This is a genomic window from Nitrospirota bacterium, from assembly GCA_016207885.1.
GTDB lineage: Bacteria > Nitrospirota > Thermodesulfovibrionia > UBA6902 > UBA6902 > JACQZG01.
Genome location: JACQZE010000030.1, coordinates 1 through 20509 on the forward strand (window position 1 = coordinate 1; position 20509 = coordinate 20509).

Sequence of the window (20509 nt, forward strand, 5' to 3'; positions counted from 1 at the left end):
CGGTATGGGGCAGCACAGGCAACGGGTGTTCAGCATGTCACACTACAGCGATAGGCGCAACCGGCCCGGCAACTGGCGGCCATGCGTTGCATGCCGAGACTACCTGTACGCTCTGTCATAACGCAGGCACAACATCAGCAACCAAGCCGTCAACTGAACATGCTGACGGAGACATAGACACGAACAATGTAGGTTATACAGACAACAAGGTTAAGGGCAGCGTATACACAACCTGTTCAACAGCAAGCTGTCATGCTGACGTGTACGCTTCAGGGACAGTAGCTACGCCGGTATGGGGCAGCACAGGCAACGGGTGTTCAGCATGTCACACTACAGCGATAGGCGCAACCGGCCCGGCAACAGGCAGCCACAGCGCTCACATGTCTGCTACTGTTAAGGTTAACGGCAGCAGCATCGTCTGCGTCAACTGCCATAACGCAGGTACAACATCAGCAACCAAGCCGTCAACTGAACATGCTGACGGAGACATAGACACATTAGCCAGCGTCGGCTATACTGACAACAAGGCTAAGGGCAGCATATACACAACATGTTCAACGGCAAGCTGTCATACAAACGGTCAGGATGCCAGCGGTACAACAATTACGCAGAAGGTAACGGCAACATGGGGCACTCCAGCCACTTGTACAACATGCCATGATTTTAATGGTTCAATGCAGCCTACAACAGCCAATCATACAACTCATATAACACGCACAGGCGGCACATGTGTCCAGTGTCATGATGTTTATGGAGATAACACAACAGAGCCTGATCTTAATTCACCTGTTCATATCAATAATATAATCAACGTTGCACAGGGTGGAGTTGTATCCTTCGGTTATAATGGTGACAGTTCAGGCACAGGAAATCACGCGCCGGGATATGGTTACGGATCATGTTCAACGGTCTCCTGCCACGGCGGCGGGGCCACAAGGACATGGGGACAGATGGGTGATTCATGTACAGACTGTCACTCAAATCTTGGCGGGCCCACAGGCGGTGACAGGGGTCATGCATTCCATGTTCAGACAGCATATGTCGGTGCGATCACAACCAGTTCCTATGGTGACTATACCGTTAATAACTGGTACTCATACAGCAATACTGGCGGAACTCCTGACATAGGTTGCGGATATTGCCACCCCCAGTCAGATGCTACACATAATAATGGAGTTGTTAATTTGAACTTCGCTTCATCTGACACAGGAGCAACAGGTACATTGAAGGCAAAGAATGGCTCTGAGAGCTACTCACAGGCTCAGCGTTCAAGTGTGACCTGCTCAAGCGTATACTGTCACAGTGACGGATTTGCAAATCCCGGATATGGGTATAAGACATCTCCTGAGTGGTTTGCAGGTAACTTTGTCGGCGACAAGTGTGATGACTGTCACGGTAATTCGCCGACCAGTAATTCACATGACAGCCATGTCGTTGGTATACATTATGCAGGTATATACACCGGTTCAACAGGCCTTGCAAATACTTCCGGAACTGCGAATACAAACTCACATGGCAGCTCTACTTATTCAACAACAATAAGCTGCAGCACATGTCATAATAACACTGTGACACAGACTGCAAATGCCGGAAATAATACATGTACAATATGTCATACTGATACTAATACACCGGCAACCGGCAACGAGTTCGCTGTTATATACGCATCCGCTACAACACATGTTAACGGAACGCCAGATGTAGCGTTCAATGCGATTAATGTAAAGTCAAAGGCTCAGGTACGTGATAATATAACAACTATAACTGATCTCAATCAGAGCTGGAACAGGGCAGCTTCCGGGGTATCTTATAAAGCTGCTGGTGCATATGACCAGGCGAATATCGCTCTTAATACACCTACAATGTTTGACAATATTACAAACACATGTTCAACTGTCGCCTGTCATAACGGTAACTCGGTTAAATGGGGTGACACAGGTGTAACCTGTAATAACTGTCACACGGATTTAACAAAATAAGGTGATAGCTGATGATAAATAAAAAAATAATCGATATAAGGGAAACGGTAATTAAGATGAAGACAAAAAAAGTTAATACATTAGGGATGATGCTAATTGTTCAAACAATGCTTTTGGCTGTTTTCTTTACCGGTGCGGCTATTGCCGCAGTTCCCGATTCCCCTGCCGGAGTTACTCAGTATAAAACAAATGGAGTGACTGTCATACCACAAGGCGGAACGACTGAAGAGGTCACTGTCAGGGTATTTGCTACAATTAGTGATCCTGACTTAGACAATGTTCAGCTCCAGGTTGAGTTTATAGAAAGTGCGAACACTTTTGCTAATGCGCCAAATTGCAACAGTCCTTATGTATTAAGCGGAGATGACGCAACAGCACCCTGCTCCGGCCTTGTAGTTGGTAAGTTATATAAATGGCAGGCAAGAGTTAGTGACGGCACAGGCACAAGCGCATGGGTTCAGTTCGGAGGCTCAGATCCTGATGTCACTGTTTCTTATAACCGTCTAATTCACAACAGCACCACGGTTGGCAACTCTACAGAAGGAACATGGGGCGTAGCCGGCGGGAAATACGGTGAGTTCGTATGCGCGACCTGCCACACAAAAGCTGGTTCAACTACAAATATAAAGATGATAAGGCAAACCATTACTTCTCCAAACGCCTCTGATACATGGCCTAACGGCAGTACAATTACGAATCCTATAAGCTTTATGGTGGCAGACGGTATAAACACAGATATGGGTGATACATCCGCAACCGGTGGATGGACCGGCGTCTGTAACGTTTGCCATAATAATAATCCTTTAGATCACACGCATTATACATATAATTCTTCTGACGGCCATAATGCAGGAATGGATTGTAGTGAGTGCCATTTTCACTCAAAGGCATTTGCTGTTGGATGTACTGACTGCCATGGACAGCCTCCTGTTGATTTAGGGACAATGGTAAGTATTCCCGGGACAACAAGCTCAACTACACCCGGGGCTCATAATTTACACGTAAATACAAAATCATTTGTATGTGATACATGTCATTACAATAATGTTCCTTCAGGCGCACATAATAACGGCGGGTCACGTGATATATCAATCGGCTTTTATATAGCAAGCGGCACTATTCAGGGCGGTAATTATGACGGCCAGTCAGGTGTAGGATATGATGCTTTAACCACAAGCGCCGCTACTACCGTAAGTGCTACAGGGGCCAAGACATGCACAGTTTACTGTCATAGTGCAGCCCAGTCTGCTGACGGTAATTCACTTTTTAATAGATGTAGCAAACTCATATACTTCAGGCGGTGCTCCCGGCAATGGTTATGGAACATGTACGGCCGCTGTCTGTCATAATGACGGCACCACTAATTCTCTGAGTTCTCCAATATGGGGAACCACTGTAGCGCAGTGTTCGCAATGTCATGGCGCTGTTCCAACAACAGGCAGCCATACTACGCACCTTACAGAAAAGGTAAACGGCAGTTACATCGCTTGCGGAAACTGTCATAAAGATGCGGTGCAGTCAGTGTCACCGCCTTCTGACCCTGACCATCTTGATGGAAATGTAGATGTAAAAGATTCAACAGATGGTGACCTTGGCTATCCTTCTAATGTAGCCAAACATGCTTCAGGTTCAGGATATTCATCATGTACATTAGCAACATGTCATTCAAGTGCATATGGTTCCGGTACGGTCACTACGCCGGTTTGGGGAACGACTTCCAACTGCGGATCATGCCATGCAATCGATGTAAATGGAGCGCCTGCAACCGGAAGTCATAATAAGCATCTCGCATCCAGCGCATTATGCGGTAACTGCCATGACGGCACTGTAAAGGATACAAGCGGCGGTACAGCGCATATCGACGGCGACATTGATGTTACAAATAACTATGCGTCAAATGTTGCAAAGCATGCTGCAGGTTCAGGATACTCATCATGCTCTACTATATACTGCCACAGCAACGTTCAAGCTCCGGGCGGAGCTTCAGGCGCTACAATATATGCAACGCCTACTTGGGGCGCAGGTGCCATGACCTGCTCAAGCTGTCATACAGATATGTCAACAACAGAAGATTTAACTCTTGGCACACATAAGAGGCACACAAATACGCCGGGTGTCGCTCAATTTTCATGTTCAATGTGTCATGGTGCCGGATACTCACCGACTACTGTAACTTATCCGCCTCATGCTAACGCTAATATTGATCTGTCTTTCACAAGCCAGGCTGCAGGAACAACCTATTCGCAGGCAGGGTCTAATCCTCCTGGCAATGGTTACGGAACATGTTCAACAAGCAATTGTCACGGACGCGGAACCAAGAACTGGGGTGCATCCTCAGCGTCTCCAACATGTGAGAAATGCCATGGTTCAGCTGCTACGGCACAGGCAGGCTTGGGCTTTAAAGATACTGCAGGAAGCACAGGCAGCGTATATGCCGGCACACACGTTTCACATCTTTCAGCTACTCATAACTATTCTATTCCTATTACATGTGATAAGTGCCATATAACACCGACAAGTCCGTCAGATGCCGGCCATAATGATACGGCAGTGCCTGCTGAACTCACTTTTGCCAGCATGGCAACACATAACAGATTAGTTGGAACAGTATATACATCTGCTATGGTGCCGACATACTCAGGAAGTCCGACCAGGCAGTGTTCAAATACTTATTGCCATGCAGGCGTTCGTGAGACCAATGACCTTGGAGATGACCTCGGGCCGCAGGGATCCGGACCGAGTCCTATATGGGGAGACCCTGCCTACCTTGGCGGTTCAGGATGTGGTAAATGCCATGGCAATCCACCTCTATATCCGCATGAGAATTACTCCTCAAACTGTACTGCTTGTCATACACATGTGGCAGGTAATAACATTGGATTTACTGATAAGACCAAGCATTTGAATGGCTCTCTGGAATGGGATGTGGATGCTTGTATAGATTGCCATTCGTTTGAGAGCAGCAGGCCTCTGATCGGCGCGCATGTATTGCATACCGACCCGGATTATATGCTTTCAACATTCCAATTCGCCGGTACCGCTACAAGCGGAACGACTACGACACTTGAAGACACTTCGCAAAGCTGGGTTGATAATAGTTTGATTGGCAAGTATGTCAGGTTAAATAGCGGTTCTAATATCTATGACCAGGCTAAGGTCACTGCAAATACAGCTACAACAATAACGATTGCTGCGGCATTGCCTTTCAGTGTTGTGAATGGCGACACTTATGAAGTGCGCGCTGCCAAGCTTCTGACAGCAGGAGACTATGGTGATCCGTCCTGGATATATAACATATCATATAGAGACGGCTTCCCGAAATATGCCTGCGGCACATGTCATCCTATGGATGATCCTACAATACGTAATAACGGCATAGTTGAGCTTGACCTGAACCCGGCGCACGCAGCGGCAGGAACGGTTAAGACAAAGAATGCTGCGACAGGGCCATATGCTGGCGGTGAATGGGTGAATCCGACCAGGGTATCGGGAACAAGCGTTATATGTAACGGAATATATTGCCATAGCAACGGATATGTTTCTTCAGCAACGAGCGCTTATGCTTTCAAGGAAACACCTAACTGGTATGATGTTACAATTACTTCAAGCGGCAGTGTTACTTCTGAGCCATGGAGTTCTTTGGACAGGTGTGCTCAATGCCATGGCAACTCTCCAAATACCGGAGGCACTGAGGGCTCGACAGCTCACGCTAAACATGTTGTGGGTGTCCACTATAAAGATCTGTTCTCCGGCACATCCGGTGAGATGAGCCAGACAGGTGCGTCAGGTGCGGCTCATGGAGATCCATTATCCTCGACAACGATAAACTGTAGTATATGCTATAACAGCACGGTAGCAGTTTCTTACAATGACAAGAATACGCTTTGTACAACCTGTCACACTGCTTCGCCGCAGGGAACTATGTACGTTAAGACAGATAATCTATCTCACATTAATGGAACTGTTAACGTATCATTTGCAAGCGCCACTACTATCAAGTCAAGGGCGCAGGTACGCGATTACATTACGACAGTTAGTGAGATAAATAACAGTTGGACCAGAACAAACGGGTATAAGGCATCTAATTCATATGATATTAATAAGATAATTCCAAGTTACAGTGCCGGTACCTGTCTGACAACTGCCTGCCATAATGGCACCCCGATGGAATGGGAGAAGGCAGGTCCTCTGTCCTGTAATGCCTGCCATAAGGGCCTGGCACAGTAGGGTGTGATATGAAGATACGGATGATAATAATTGAAAATAGAATACAAAGTGAGGAGAGATCAGTATGGGAAGGATAATATCAAATAAGGTCAGTAGCATGAACTGGATGGCAAAGATCAGTCTCGTGCTGGTCTTCACTATGTTTATAGTATTCGGAGTAAAATTTGCGTATGAAGCATATGCTGCCGGCGCCACCGGTAAACACTATGTGATTTCAGCTGACAGCGGAACAACCGGTAATGTATCTCAATATAATGTTACTGTCGGCACTCAGTTTAAGATTCGTCTGAAGGTTTTAGATCAGGCAACCGGCGCAGGCATAACCGGGCTAACTAATACTGCTATAACATTAACATCTGCCCGAGTGAAACTGAATGGAACCGTGTGCACGATGACCGCTGGAACTGACTTTACGAACGGCACTTTTGCTGCTGTGGGTGGCGGTGTATATGACTGGCCTATTACGATTAACACCGGCGGAACCTGCACAAAGGCAGCCGGAGATATAGCGGATTTTACGTTCCGTGTTGTCAATGCAGCGGCAGGTACAGTTGATGCTCAACGAGTCCAGGCAACACAATATGTGAAAATAAGCACTGCCGGAGTTGCAGGGGATCGTCGTTATGTTGAGATACAGCCAAGCACATACGGCGATATAACAAATGCTGCAGCCTTTAATTATCCATTTGATTTCAGATTCATAGACGCAACCGGCGTGAATTTTAACCCCGGAACCATTACGTGGGCATTAACCAGATATCGTGATAATGCTGGAACCACGCCTGCAGGTACTTGGGGGGTTACGTGTGGAGCATATGGCGCGACTACACCAGGTGCTTACCGTTGTAGTCTGAATGTCACCGGGACAACGCTTACTACAAATAATCGCTACTATGTATATTTTTCAGCTACTAATGGTAACTATATCTCATATCAGGGATTCGGTCTTACAGCGGTTGCAGCGCAAAACAATACGCCGCTGACAAATCCGCAGTTTACCAGTCCGTCTCTCTTCGCTGTTGTTGATTCAACACCGCCTATAGTTGGCACCGTAAATGTGACTCCGATCAGCACTACATATACAACAAGCGCGCCTGTGATCACGGCATCACTTTCAGATGCTGAATCTACGGTGACCGGGTGTGAATATACAACTAACGGTGGAACATGGGTAGCAGGTGTTCTCACTGGTTCGGCTTCACCCTGGACATGTACAGCAAGCCCGACAGGCCTTACAGGTTCTCTTACAATTAATATTCGGGGAACATCCACAGGTGGAGTTGGTACCGGTACGGCAGTTCCGCTGACAGTGGATGTTACGGCTCCAACTACAACTGATGATATTGTATCAACCGCTTGGCTGTTAACAGAAAAGACCGTAACGCTTACACCGAATGACGGTTCAGGTTCAGGTGTTACAGCGGCAACCGGCATATATGGCTGTTTCGGTGTAGGTTGTACGCCGGTAGTTCTCGGCGGGAACACCATGACGTCTAACTGCGGAGTAGATAATGAATGTGTCTATGACGTCAGATATTATTCTAAAGATAATCTCAATTGGACTGAAGCGACAAAGACGTCTGTTTACCAGGTTTGGATTGACAGAAAGGCGCCTGTAGGACTTGCCGCAACAACTCCTGCTGACGGGGCATTTGATCTGCCGACCAGCACTACAGTGAATTCTACAATTGCAACTGATGCGGGAAGCGGTTTTGTTGACTACTATTTTGAGGTTGATACAGATGTTGGCTTTTCTGCTCCGCAGACAGGCGGGTGGCAGGCAGGCACAAGCTATGCGCCAACACTTGCTGCCGGCCCTACATATTTCTGGCGTGTAAAGGCAAAGGATACCCTTGGAAATATACCTGCCTGGACAACGCCGCAAAGCTTTTCAACTCTTGCTGCTTGTGTCCGGAATGATCCGACTTTAACGCTGGAGACTGATACAGGCGCTATTCAAGGGTTTATCACTACAAATGGCGGCACAAAAGATTACATACTTACTGTGATCAATAATGATTACGGAGGATGTGGAAATACAACATTTGATCTTACGGTGTCTGATACTGACGGTGGAAATAACTTTGAGGCTCCCATATTGAGCTCATTAACTGCGACGCTTGCTCCGGGAGCTCAAACTACCAGAATCGTAACAGTGACAGCTACAGCCGGCAAGACGACAGGGCAGAGCCTGACAAATGCAACCTATGAGGGTACCGATCCAAATCATCTGAATGTGGTTAATTCCAATAATGTTACGACCTTCATAAATGTGGTTGATTGCAATGCAAACATACCATATCTTATCATCGGGCCTGACTCAGGTAATGTTGCTATCGGCGGTAACATTGAATATACTGTAACGGTGCAGAATACAGACACCGGATCAGGGTGTACATCAGTTATCTATAATATCAATATTGACAGTGAATCAAATGCCCCATCAACTCATTTTGATGCTTCAACGCTCAGCCTTCCGAGCAAGACGCTTAATCCGGGGCAGAAAGGCAGTGTTACACTTACAGTGACTTCAAAGATTGGAGCTGTACTTGATCAAATCAATATCACGACTATCGGAGTAACAGCAACCGGCCATACATCTCCTGCCGCTGCAACGGCAACAACAACAGTTGGCAACAGGATCATTCATAACTCGGTAAACACCGGCTCAACGAGGTGGTCATCATCGGGAGGATGGGGTGTTCCGGGCGGCAGATACGGCGAATTTGACTGCATGACATGTCATACTACATCTGACGCAACTAACATAAAGAAGATCAGGAGTTCTATTGTAACGCCTAATCCGGCATCGGGAACATTGCCAGGCGACAGCCAGCCTGTTGTCTTTACACAGATCAGCAGCAGCACAGGAGCCTCCGGAGTTTTTGGTGATGATTCTGATACCAGTCCAAGCGGAAGGACGAGTTCTAACCGTATTTGCGAGGTGTGCCATACATATGATGCAGCGAAAGTAAATGGTGTTAATGTTCATGCTTATGATCAAGCGACATATTCCGGCAATAATCATCAGACTGCGAATGCGACTGATTGCATAGCCTGCCATAAGCATAAAGTTGGATTCATGCCTCCTGACTGCGGAAGTTGTCACGGTAATCCTCCGGGAGCAGGCGCGCCTGCCGGCCCGCTTGCCAGCAGCCCGTTTACAACAGGTTCTGTAACTGTAGGAGCGCATAATACTCATTACACAACACTTGGATATACATGTAATTACTGTCATAATAATCAAGCGATGCCTCAGGCAAGTCTTGTTTATGCAAGTCAGGGTGATATAAGTATCAGCTTTAGCGCATTCGGCTCAACATCCGGCACTTACAGCGGCCAGATAGGCGTAAGTTATAATAATGTCGCAGGCGCAGGAGGGCTCAATTGTTCATCTGTTTATTGTCATGGAGCAACACTTGACGGTACCTCAACCACTGCTCAGTGGAACGGGACGGTCGCATGCGGCAATTGCCATAAGGCAACAGCAGCCAATCCTCCGACCCTTGGCAATCATGCCCGTCATGCCGGCAGCAGTCAGGTGAACCTTGTCTGTTCGGATTGTCATGGCGCAAACGGCGCAGGCGGAGTAGGACATGTAAGCGGAACGGTTCAGTGGAGCCTGAACACTTCAAACGCGCAGTTCGGATCAAATGCAAAATATAACTCAGCGGCATCAGGCATGATAAACAACCTGGCCCCGAGTTCATCATATCAGACATGTACTACACTTTATTGCCACAGTAATGTACAGGGCGCAAGCGGTGTTGGTGTTCCTTCATCATATAAATCGCCTTTATGGGGCGCCGGAACGTTGGGCTGCGCAGGCTGTCATGTTGATATGACAACCGCATCAGGAACATCAAGCCATATAAAACATGCAAACAGCGGGGCAGGAAACTATAATCTGACCTGTTCTAATTGCCACACCGGCTACACTGCCAGTGCGACAAATTCAACCTTACATGCTAACAACACTGTAAATGTCACTTTAGCTTCAGGCACATATTCCGGAGGCACTACGCCTGGTGATCATGCGCCGGGCGGAGGGTACGGAAGCTGTTCTACAAACAACTGCCACAGCGACGGCATGGCAACGCCATCTGCTTATACAAATCCCGCATGGGGAGGCGCCGCAGCCTGCGGCACCTGTCATGGAGTTGCGGCGGCAACACCGCCTGCTTCTACGCCGCATACGAAGCATGTCGGCACAGCAGCCAATTATAAGTACGCATGTTACAAGTGTCATGCAAACGTGGCAGTAGCAGCTGATTCAACCGCATCTGCTACTCTGAACGGCACATATACAACAACACATGTGAACGGCACAAGGAATGTTGACTTTGACGCTTCTTCAGTCGGCGGCTCATGGGCAGGCTCACAGTGTTCTAACACTTATTGCCATAGCCAGGGCACAACATTTACTGTTGCTTCAGCGACGCATGCCGCAATATTCTGGAGCGGCAGCAAGACCTGTGCGGATTGTCATACAGGCGGCACATCAACAGGGCCGAGCTATACAAACAATTCACCTAAGGCCAATACGCACGCACAGCATGTGACAACATCAGGCTATGTATGTGTTGACTGCCACAGCGGCACGGTCACCGGCTCAAATACTATCTCCGATACTTCAAAGCATCTTAACAAGGCTTATGATGTTGCCGGTGCAAGCGTAACTGCTTATACATATGTTTCTGACGGCGGTACATGTACGACAAAATGTCATGGTTCAAAGACCGTGAAGTGGGGCACACAGACAACTGACGCTACATGCGTGAAGTGTCACGGTGTAGTCGGCACGACCTCAGTCCAATATGCTTCAATGACCGCTACAGCAGCGCCTGGATTTAATGGCACAGGACTTGACACCAATGGCGACTCTCTTGCGACTGACAGCCAGGTTGGAGCCCATAATGCGCATCTTAACTCAGTAAGCAATTACAGCAGTGATATAGCTTGTAATGAGTGCCACGCTGTTCCTGCATCGGCTAACGCATCAGGACATATTGACACTGCGCTTCCTGCTGAATTGACCTTCGGCACTCTGGCAACGACAAATGTTGGTTCAACCACAGCTCCGAACTATGCAAGTCCGAGCTGTACAAATACATATTGCCATTATGGTAAATCATGGGGCGGCTACAGTCCTACTACTGCCAACGCGGCAGTCTCATGGACAAATACAGCCTATCTCAGCGGCACGCCAAGCCTTGCCGGTGACTGTAATATGTGTCATGCGTCACCTCCATCGAGCCATGCAGGCGGTATGGTGATCGCTGATTGTATCGGCTGTCATACACATTTGAATAATGACGGAACATTCCTGGATCCTTCTCTGCATATCAATGGTGCAGTTAATGCTGCAGGCGGCGGATGCGGCGGATGCCATGATTATGATAATGCTGGATCAGTTTATGCGAGCGGTGTCTGGACAGGCGGCACCTGGGGCAAGCTTCCGCATAGGGATGACCCGACCAATCAAGGATGGGGAGCGCACGCTAAGCATATAAATCACATTAAGACAAGGCTTGCTATTACATATGTTCTTTCCACATCAAACCAGACCTTTGGTGTTGGTGAGCCTGCAAATGTTTGCGGAACCTGTCATACTAACACGGTCGGCAACCATACAACAGGCGGCAGCACAGTCCGCTCGATCAACTTTGGCGACGGGACGTATAAGTACGGCGGAGCCGCAGGCTTCAGCTTTGTCTTAAGCGGAACCAACCCGACTTATAACGGTGTAAGCGCTACGTCTTCAGCGGTGAATCCGAAGACTTGCTCGAGCGTAAGCTGTCATTTCAGCACAACCCCGGTATGGGAAGCATTTTAGAGCGGGGGGGTAGAATATGAAAATTATAAAAGTGAGGGAGATCAACATGAGAGGGACAAAAGATAAAAAGACCGGAGGCATGAACTTGAAGAAGCCCAAGATCAGTCTCGTGCTGATCTTCACTATAATATTAAGCATCTTTACCGGATTGTTCAGCCCTATGGGGGCGCATGCAGCTCCGACTGCGGATGGACGTGTAGTATATAGTAATACTACAACAACACCTCAGAGCAGAAGCTACGCAGTATCAAGCAATACATTTGCTACTGCCGCTGCGATGCAGACTGGTGTTGCGCAGACCTTTATGGTTGATCGCGCTGCACCTGCCAGAAATGAGCACATTGCCGGTTATGTTACCGCTACCGGTGTCCTGTATATTCAAAGATGGAATGGAACGGCATGGTCGGCTGAATGGAATGTCACTGTCGGCGGCAACGGCATTGACGGCAGAAGGTTCGACATCGCATATGAAAAAACAACCGGAAACGCGATGGTCGTATATTCAACGAATGCAACCGGTGCGGCAGGAAATGAGATGGCGTATCGTATATGGAATGGAACTTCATGGACAGCCGCAGTCAATATAAATTCAGCAAGATTCGCACAGGCTGCGACTGTAACATGGATAAAGATGAAATCAAATCCATTGTCAGGTTCAAATGAAATTGCCATGACAGCGGCTGACAGTGGAACGACTACTGCTAACACCTCTGTGCTGACATCTTTTATATGGAACGGTTCTGCATGGACAGAGCCAACTGCCGCACATACTACAGCCACAACCGTTTATCTGCCTAATACAACAGGCCAGCTCGTACAGAATGACTGTTTTGATCTGGCATACGAGAGTTTAACAGGCGATCTCATAGTCGTCTTTACGACAGCTACACCACAGCAGTGGTATATCACAAAAACTGCTGCAGGCACATGGGGAACAGCCGTAAGTTATGCCACGGCCAGAGCAGTGCCGCTTCAGATGGTTGCGGAGTCGGATCCTCAAAGTAATCAAATTCTTGTCATGTTCAATAGAAGTGCCAGTACAAGCGTTTACGGCAACGTTTGGACAGGCACAGCTGTTGGAACTACGACTACTATAAGTAACGCCAATGGCGCAACAACAGCTATAGAAAAGAAGAGTATCGCCGCCAAGTGGCTTGTAGTTGGCGGGACTTCATATGCGATACCCATGTGGGCAACTTCTACCGCCGGCACGATAGGTTACGCACAGTTTAACGGATCAACTACGACATGGACCTCAGGCGCAAGCGGTTTTACTTATGTTACCGGTACAGGCACTGCGCAACAATGGATGGATGTTGACAGAGACCCGCAAAGCTCTGATACAATGATGCTGACTTTTTCGGACTCGGCAAATGATCTTTTTGCAAAGCGTCTTGTTATGACCGGTTCTGCTGCCTTCACCTGGACTAACGCAGACGGCGGCGCAACGCTCAATGCTGCCCTTGCCAGTATCACCTCTCAGAACTTCAGCTTTGCGTATAATAAGATTTCCGGTGATTCAGTCAATGTCGCAGACGGCACAGACCCGGCAAACGCTAACGCAGGACGCGGCAGCGCTGACAATGTCGCTGACAGCTTCACAATGGTCTCGACCAATGTGCAGGATGGCGCTGCATCTGTTACCGGAGTCACGGCAAGTTTAACTAACAGCGCAGACGTTTCGGGCATCAGGCTTTATAATGATAACGGGACTGTCGGTACATATGAGGCAGGGACGGATACGCTGCTCTCGACCGGGACGCCAGGAGCATCGGTGAGCTTTACCGGCTTTACTGAAAACCTTACGACATCAGCGTCAAACTACCTGATCCTGGTTGACATCGCAAGCGGCGCTACACTGACGAATACTATTGACACTTCAGTAACCGCTGTTACTGTTACATCACCTGATTTGCAGGGTACTATATCTGACGCATCCAATCCGACGCGTCTTACTGTCGTGGATTTGCCGCATGAGAATGCATCCACCGCATTAAATTCCGCAATAGCAGCGAGCCCTATTTTAGAAGGCACTACAGGCGTTCTGATGCAGCGTTTTCAGGTGTCGAGCGTAACCAGCGGCGCAGGCGCACAGGATAATCAACTCGAGCTGAACTCTCTCGGTATTGACGACCTCGGCACTGCAACCGGAACCCGGACCGCAAAGGCATATATTGATACAACAAGCTCTGCTACGCTTCCCGGAACTGCGGTGCTCATTGGAACTCTTTCTTCATGGACAGGAGCTCCAACTACAATAACCTTGAATCAGGGAACCGCAGGTGACAGAACAGTAACTAACGCTACGCCAAGATACATATATATTGTTTATGATCTGCCTGCGGGAGCGACACAGACCGTTCAATCAAGTATTACATCTGTCGGTGCGGTATCACCTGACGCAGGCCAGACAGGGCTTACATTGAATTCAAATGCAATAACGCTCAGCGCAGACCCGTCAAGTATCACATCATGCGCCGGCTGTCATGGATATGGAGCTACGCTTACAGATGGAACAGCGCGTAATGTCCCGGATGGTAAGTTCCCCGGCTCACATAATAAACATGTGAATACCTACAGCAAGGCATGTTCCGTATGTCATACTGCGCCTGCAACTGAGACAAGTGCGGATTTCAATCACCGTAATGGCACAATTCAGATGGCAAACCCTATCAACGGCAACTCAGGGGCTGCATATACTAAAGGTGCAAGCTGGACGCAGGTAAACCCTCCTACTGCATTTACAGGATGCACTAACACTTACTGCCATAGCAGCGGAGCAGGAGTTGCTTCAGGCACGATCCCGTCTAACACTTCTATAACATGGGGCACAACAGCTACATGCGGCAGCTGCCACGGTGATGCAAACGGGCGGCCTAATTATGCCAATAACGGCGGAACGCCTCCAAAGAAGAACAGCCATTTCGGCACTACTCATGCAGCTCAAACATGTGATAAATGCCATTATTCAACTACCACTACAGGCAATACGATCACTTCAGCGACGTTGCATACAAATGGCGCATATAATGTAAATGCCGGAACCAGTGTTACATTCACTTATTCTTATAATGCAGGCGGTGGTTCATGCGCTACTGTCTCATGTCACGGCGATGCGCAGTGGGGTGTCACACAATTTGACTGTGTCACTTGTCATTCAAGTGCAATGGGGCCGCGTCGTATTATAGCCGGGGCAAGCGGTGAGTTTGCGCTGGCATACGGGCACAAGAAGACAGGCCAGGGCGCTGTTACAAAATATGACTGTATCGTCTGCCACATGGAAGGTGACAAATCTACCGGTTCACCTAACGGGACATATCATGCAAACGGAACTATAGAACTTCGTGACCCTGATACAGGGACACAGATCATGGGTGTTACATTTGGAGGCACTGGAGCAGGAGGATATACAAGCACAGGTACGCCTGTTTCGTTTACTGATTTTAGCCGTGATCTCAGTGTAAAGTTTACATCGGATACTGCCTACAGCACTACTGCTGCAATTATGATAAACCATTGCCTGAAATGTCATGATGCAAATGGCGCTGCAAGCGCTGAAGCGCAGGTGCCGACTACTGGCACAGCTCTTAAGCCCTTTGGGACCACAGTCGCAAGTACTGCTACTTATTATTTGAATAATATTGCAGCGGCTAATACTGCAGGTTCAGTCGTGGATGTGAATACATCTTTTGCTTCTGCTAACGCATCATACCACCCGGTCAGAGCGAAGCAGAATAACAGCTATACTTCATTAAATACTGCTGAAAGGATGAAGGCTCCATGGACAGGTGTGTCGAAGACTGCCGGTACACCAAGTTACGGGAGTCTGATGTCATGCTGGGACTGCCATGCGCCTGCCGGCACATTAAGCACAGTTACATTAAGCAGTACTGTTACTGCGCACGGCGCTGCCTCAACAATACGCAGAGATTCATGGACTGCTGCTACTGCTGCAACTCCGAACCTTTGCACCGTATGTCATATTGATTCTTATGGCGTTACGAACGGCACAGCTAATCATGCCGCAGGCTCGGCATTTGCAACAGGCGGTGACGGAACCAGGTATAACATCTCTATCTGTATGAACTGCCATTCAAGTTTTAACAACAGCAGGCCATGGAGAGGGGTTGATGTGCACGGCTTTAATCTCTGGGCTGAGCTTCGTCCTACGGATGTGACAACGCCGGCTAACAGTGCGAGGTCTTTAAACTCGGCATCCGGGCATAAGCCGTACTCGTTTATTCGTACTGATAACTTGTCGAGTATTAACCCGAATACTACAACTGTTGATGATGGCGCAACATGGGTTGCTGTCGGCAACAGGCCTGGCTGTGTGCGTGGAACCAGCTTATGCGGTAATTCACATGGAACGATCACTCCTGGCGGTGCGTATTAAAAGCAGTACGGTTTGAGTTATTGATATTATGAATGCCCCGTCCCGAATCTCCGGGACGGGGCATTTTTTTTGCAATGATTTATTAACTCCCCAATAAAACTCTTAAATAACGAGGGAAGTTTTTGGAATCGTATTTGTGATAATCTATTAGAGTCTAAAACATATTTCAATACCCGGAGTAAAATCAGAGTGAAAAAACAATCTAACTTTATTTACCTTCAGTTATGTATTTGTATTCTGTTTTTAGTGTCTGGAACCGGCTGCACCAGGAAAGATCAGGAACCTAAAGTGCTGCCCAAATCCGCCAAACATGAGGTCGCATCTGCAACGACTCTTTTATCAACCATTGATTCTGATGATGTGTCTGACCTCTCAAACTTCAAGGCGCTTTTCAGTGAGCGCGGTGATGCTGTTGCATATCGCGCAAAGAAAGACGATCAATATCAGGCTGTTTATAATGGCAGAAAGAGCAGGCTGTATCAGGACGTCGCTCATTTGAGCATGAGTTCTGACGGCAGCCACTTTGCTCATGATTTGCTGGAGAACGGCAGGAGGCGCATTGTATTGGACGGCAGAGAGGGTAAGGAGTTTGATGATGTATGGCGCCCTGTCTTCAGTCCTGACGGCAGGCATATAGCCTATACAGCACAGACAGCGCTGAAATATTACATAGTTGTTGACGATAAGGTAAGCAAGGCGGCTGCAAGTTCTTACAGCGAAGTGCTGGCATTCAGCGCTGATTCTTCAAAAATAGCATATATCGAAAGGGATGAACGAAGCATTGAGAATCAAAAGATGTTTGTGATCGTAAGCGACCTTGAGTTTAAGAAACAGAGCATAAAAGAGTGCCGCGATGATCTTCTTATTACAAATAAAGATAAGACCATGATAGCGGCAGTCACGGTCAGCGGAAATAAACAGAGGGTGATATCCTTCAGCTTCAGTCAGCCTGACCTTGTCAAAGAGGGGCCGCTTTATGACAGTATAGACAAGCTCGACTATATAGAGAATATCCTGTTCGGCAGCGACAGTGCTTCACTTGTATACACGGCAAAGAGGGACGGGAAGAGCTACATAGTTCTTAACGGCGCTGAGGAGGAACTGCCTATGCCAGATGGGCTGAGATGGTCGCCGGTCATCCGTCCCGACGGGAAAGGGGTCGGGTTGATCATGGCAGTTGGAAAGGAGAGGGTTTTCTATGAAGCTTTTATGAAAGATGATATGAAGCGGAAGAGATATGATGAAGCCGCAATGCCGGTTTACAGCGACGACAGCAGTCAGCACGCGTATTGTGCGAGGCGAGGCAAAGACATCTTTATTGTTGTGAACGGCAAGGAAGGCCCTGTTTTCGATTATGTGGTTGCGCCGATCTTCAGCCCTGACGGCAGCAGGCTTGTCTATCGCGCCCGGAAAGACAACAAACGCTTGCTTGTTGTCTCAGATACAAACGGCAAGGTGATCAGACAACTTCCCGCTTACGATATGATATTTGACACATTGTTTACCGCTGACGGAAAGTCGGTCGCATACGGCGTGAAGGACGGAAATGAACTTTGGTGGAAGGTGGAGAAGCTGTAGAGTGTCATTCCCGCGCAGGCGGGAATCCAGAATCAGTTAATGAAAATCTATTGTGTATATATCCTCAGTAGTAGGCGTAACGGCACACTTTATGTTGGAATGACATCTGATCTTATTAAACGTGTTTATGAACACAAGAGTTGCATGGTTGATGGATTTACTAAGCAACATGGTGTGCACTGTCTTGTATGGTATGAAATACATGAAACATCTGATGCTGCAATATTGAGAGAGAAGCAGATAAAGAAGTGGGAGAGAAAATGGAAGCTGAGGCTTATAGAGGAGATGAATCCTGAATGGAAAGATTTGTATGAGGATTTATTGTAATTTCTGGATTCCCGCCCAAAACACCACGGGAATGACAAAAAAAAACAGTTGTCATCCCCGTGAAAACGGGGAACCAGGGTTTTTGGTTGTTGACTCTTTTCTGGATTCCCGCCTGCGCGGGAATGACTTAAATTGAAAACCACGGGAATGACAAAATGTGATATTACTGGTATGACAAAATGAACATTTTCGGGAATATATATAATTTCTTGTCTTCTTACAAGCTCGCCATGGCGTTGCTGGTCACTATACTTGCGTCCTGTGTGATAGGTACTGTCTTCTTCAGCCAGGATGAGTCATGGGCGCTCGTTTTTTCAACCTTATGGTTCAATGGCCTGCTTGTAGCATTGGTTGTTAATGTGGCATTCTGTTTTTTCGGCAGGATATGGCGCAGGAAGATTACGCTCATTTCTTTCGGCATGATACTGTTTCACCTGAGCTTTGTTGCTATTCTCGGCGGGGTCGTATATAACAGCCTTTTCTATTTCAGGGGATTAATGAGGCTTACCGAAGGTGAGACACTCTCAAACGGAGCGCTTCAGAGCTATAATTATAAAGAGCGGGGCCGTTTCTTTGATATTTCAAATCTGAAGGGTGAGATCACACTTGTAAATGTTCAGAGCGATTATAAAGTTGATGGTGTTGGTAAGGGATGGGCTTACAATGTCAGCATCAGCGACGGTGGTGCGGCAAAGGAAGGAATTATCTATATTACAAATAGTCTTGACTACAATGGTGTCAGCTATTATAACGACAAAGAAGGATATTCCATTCTGACTATCCTTTATGACAAAGAGGGCAGGGAGATCTACGGCGGGCATATCTCGCTCCAGAGCCTTAAACAAAAAGATGATACCTACTTCTACACAACCGGAACAAAAGATGGCCCCGGAACTCTACCATTCCCATATTACCCTGTGGAACCTCTGTTTAATCTGCAGGCGGCTTATTTCCCCGATTCCATTAAGAATAGGGCGGGAGAAGTTTTTTTTCAGGTATGGCCGCTTAATATTTCAGATGCGCGGCATTCAGAGAAGGCTATGGCTGAAGGGCAGTCGCCTGTTGGAGAAAGGTTACAAGTGGGAGACTATTATCTTGCAGTCCAGGAAGTCCGTTACTGGGCCGGCATTAATGTAAGCTACGAACCGGGTAAGCCGATAGTACTCGGAAGTTTATGGATGGGACTTGGAGGTATGGTGATCACCTTCATTGGCCGGCTTAGGAGAGGGAGAAGTTGATCTGTCAGCTTGCTGCTGATTGTTAAAATAAATTGACAGTGTGCAAATAGTATGATTAAATAACATATTGTTTTTTAAGGAGAACATATGAAGCTTGAATACTTATACTTCTGGATCGCGGTAGGGCTGTACGGTGTAAGCGCATGCAGTTATATTTTCGGCATTATTTCAAAGCAGGAGAAGCTCTTCACCTTAGGTCTGTACAGCGCCCTTGCCGGGTTTGTCCCTCATCTTGTTTCCATCGGCCGCCGCTGGATGGAGACAGGGATTGAACCGTTTATTACAGTTTCCGAGTCGATCACCTTCGGGATATTTATGTCGATGCTTATCTTTCTGGTATTCCAATTTTCCACAAAAAAGATCCGGCCTTTGGGAGTGCTGATCATGCCGGTTGCCTTTGTTCTCATGGGGTGGGCAGGAACGCTGATCAAAGATGCAGCAACCCAGATTGCTCCCGCTCTTCAAAGCTGGTGGATATGGGTGCATATAATAGGCGCGGCAACAGGTTTCGGTTCTGTTCTCGCAGCGGCGGGCCTGGGACTGATGTATCTGCTTAAAGAAAAATATTCGAGCAGTATATACGAGAAGCTGCCGGAACTCCAGATCCTTGAGAATCTCAGTTACCGTTTTGTTGCCGGAGGCTTTATTATGTACGGTCTCATGATAGTGTCCGGCGCCTTCTGGTCTAATACAGTGAAGGGCAATTACTGGAACTGGGATCCTGTTGAGGTCTGGTCACTTATTTCCTGGCTAACATACGGAATATATTTGCATTTGCGCATAACCTTTGGATGGCGCGGCAGGAGGTTAGCATGGTATGTGCTGATCGCCCTCGCAGCTATGATAATCAGCTATTGGGGCATTCCTTTTACGGTTGAGACGTTTCATGCCGGGTTCCGTATTGAACACTGAGAAAGCTGATCTATAA

Annotated in this window: 9 protein-coding genes; all 9 read left to right on the forward strand. The window is 47.6% G+C overall.

Going from position 1 to position 20509, the window contains the following annotated elements:
• Positions 1–1979: CxxxxCH/CxxCH domain-containing protein (locus tag HY807_11795; GenBank protein ID MBI4827080.1), on the forward strand; the 1979-nt coding region annotated here is incomplete at its 5' end.
• 11 nt (positions 1980–1990) lie between these two features.
• Positions 1991–3328, forward strand: coding sequence for a hypothetical protein (locus HY807_11800; protein MBI4827081.1), 1338 nt, complete (start codon positions 1991–1993; stop codon positions 3326–3328).
• On the forward strand, positions 3213–6206 hold the full coding sequence (locus tag HY807_11805) for a CxxxxCH/CxxCH domain-containing protein (protein ID MBI4827082.1): 2994 nt from the start codon (positions 3213–3215) through the stop codon (positions 6204–6206). Before HY807_11800 ends, HY807_11805 begins: the two co-directional genes overlap by 116 nt.
• Before the next feature lie 64 nt (positions 6207–6270).
• Entirely contained in the window at positions 6271–12042 is a 5772-nt protein-coding gene (locus HY807_11810; GenBank protein ID MBI4827083.1) for a CxxxxCH/CxxCH domain-containing protein, read from the forward strand.
• Positions 12043–12058: 16 nt separating this feature from the next.
• Positions 12059–16438: a CxxxxCH/CxxCH domain-containing protein gene (locus tag HY807_11815; GenBank protein ID MBI4827084.1), complete on the forward strand. Its 4380-nt coding sequence runs from the start codon at positions 12059–12061 to the stop codon at positions 16436–16438.
• Between the two features lie 288 nt (positions 16439–16726).
• Positions 16727–18016 (forward strand): PD40 domain-containing protein, encoded by a 1290-nt coding sequence (locus tag HY807_11820; protein ID MBI4827085.1) that lies wholly within the window; start codon positions 16727–16729, stop codon positions 18014–18016.
• A 39-nt stretch (positions 18017–18055) separates the two neighbouring features.
• Positions 18056–18343, forward strand: a complete 288-nt coding sequence (locus tag HY807_11825) for a GIY-YIG nuclease family protein (protein ID MBI4827086.1) — start codon at positions 18056–18058, stop codon at positions 18341–18343.
• Between the two features lie 179 nt (positions 18344–18522).
• Positions 18523–19581, forward strand: a complete 1059-nt coding sequence (locus HY807_11830; protein ID MBI4827087.1) for a cytochrome c biogenesis protein ResB — start codon at positions 18523–18525, stop codon at positions 19579–19581.
• 87 nt (positions 19582–19668) lie between these two features.
• Complete coding sequence (gene ccsA, locus HY807_11835) at positions 19669–20493, forward strand: cytochrome c biogenesis protein CcsA (GenBank protein MBI4827088.1); 825 nt, start codon at positions 19669–19671, stop codon at positions 20491–20493.
• Positions 20494–20509 lie beyond the last annotated feature (16 nt).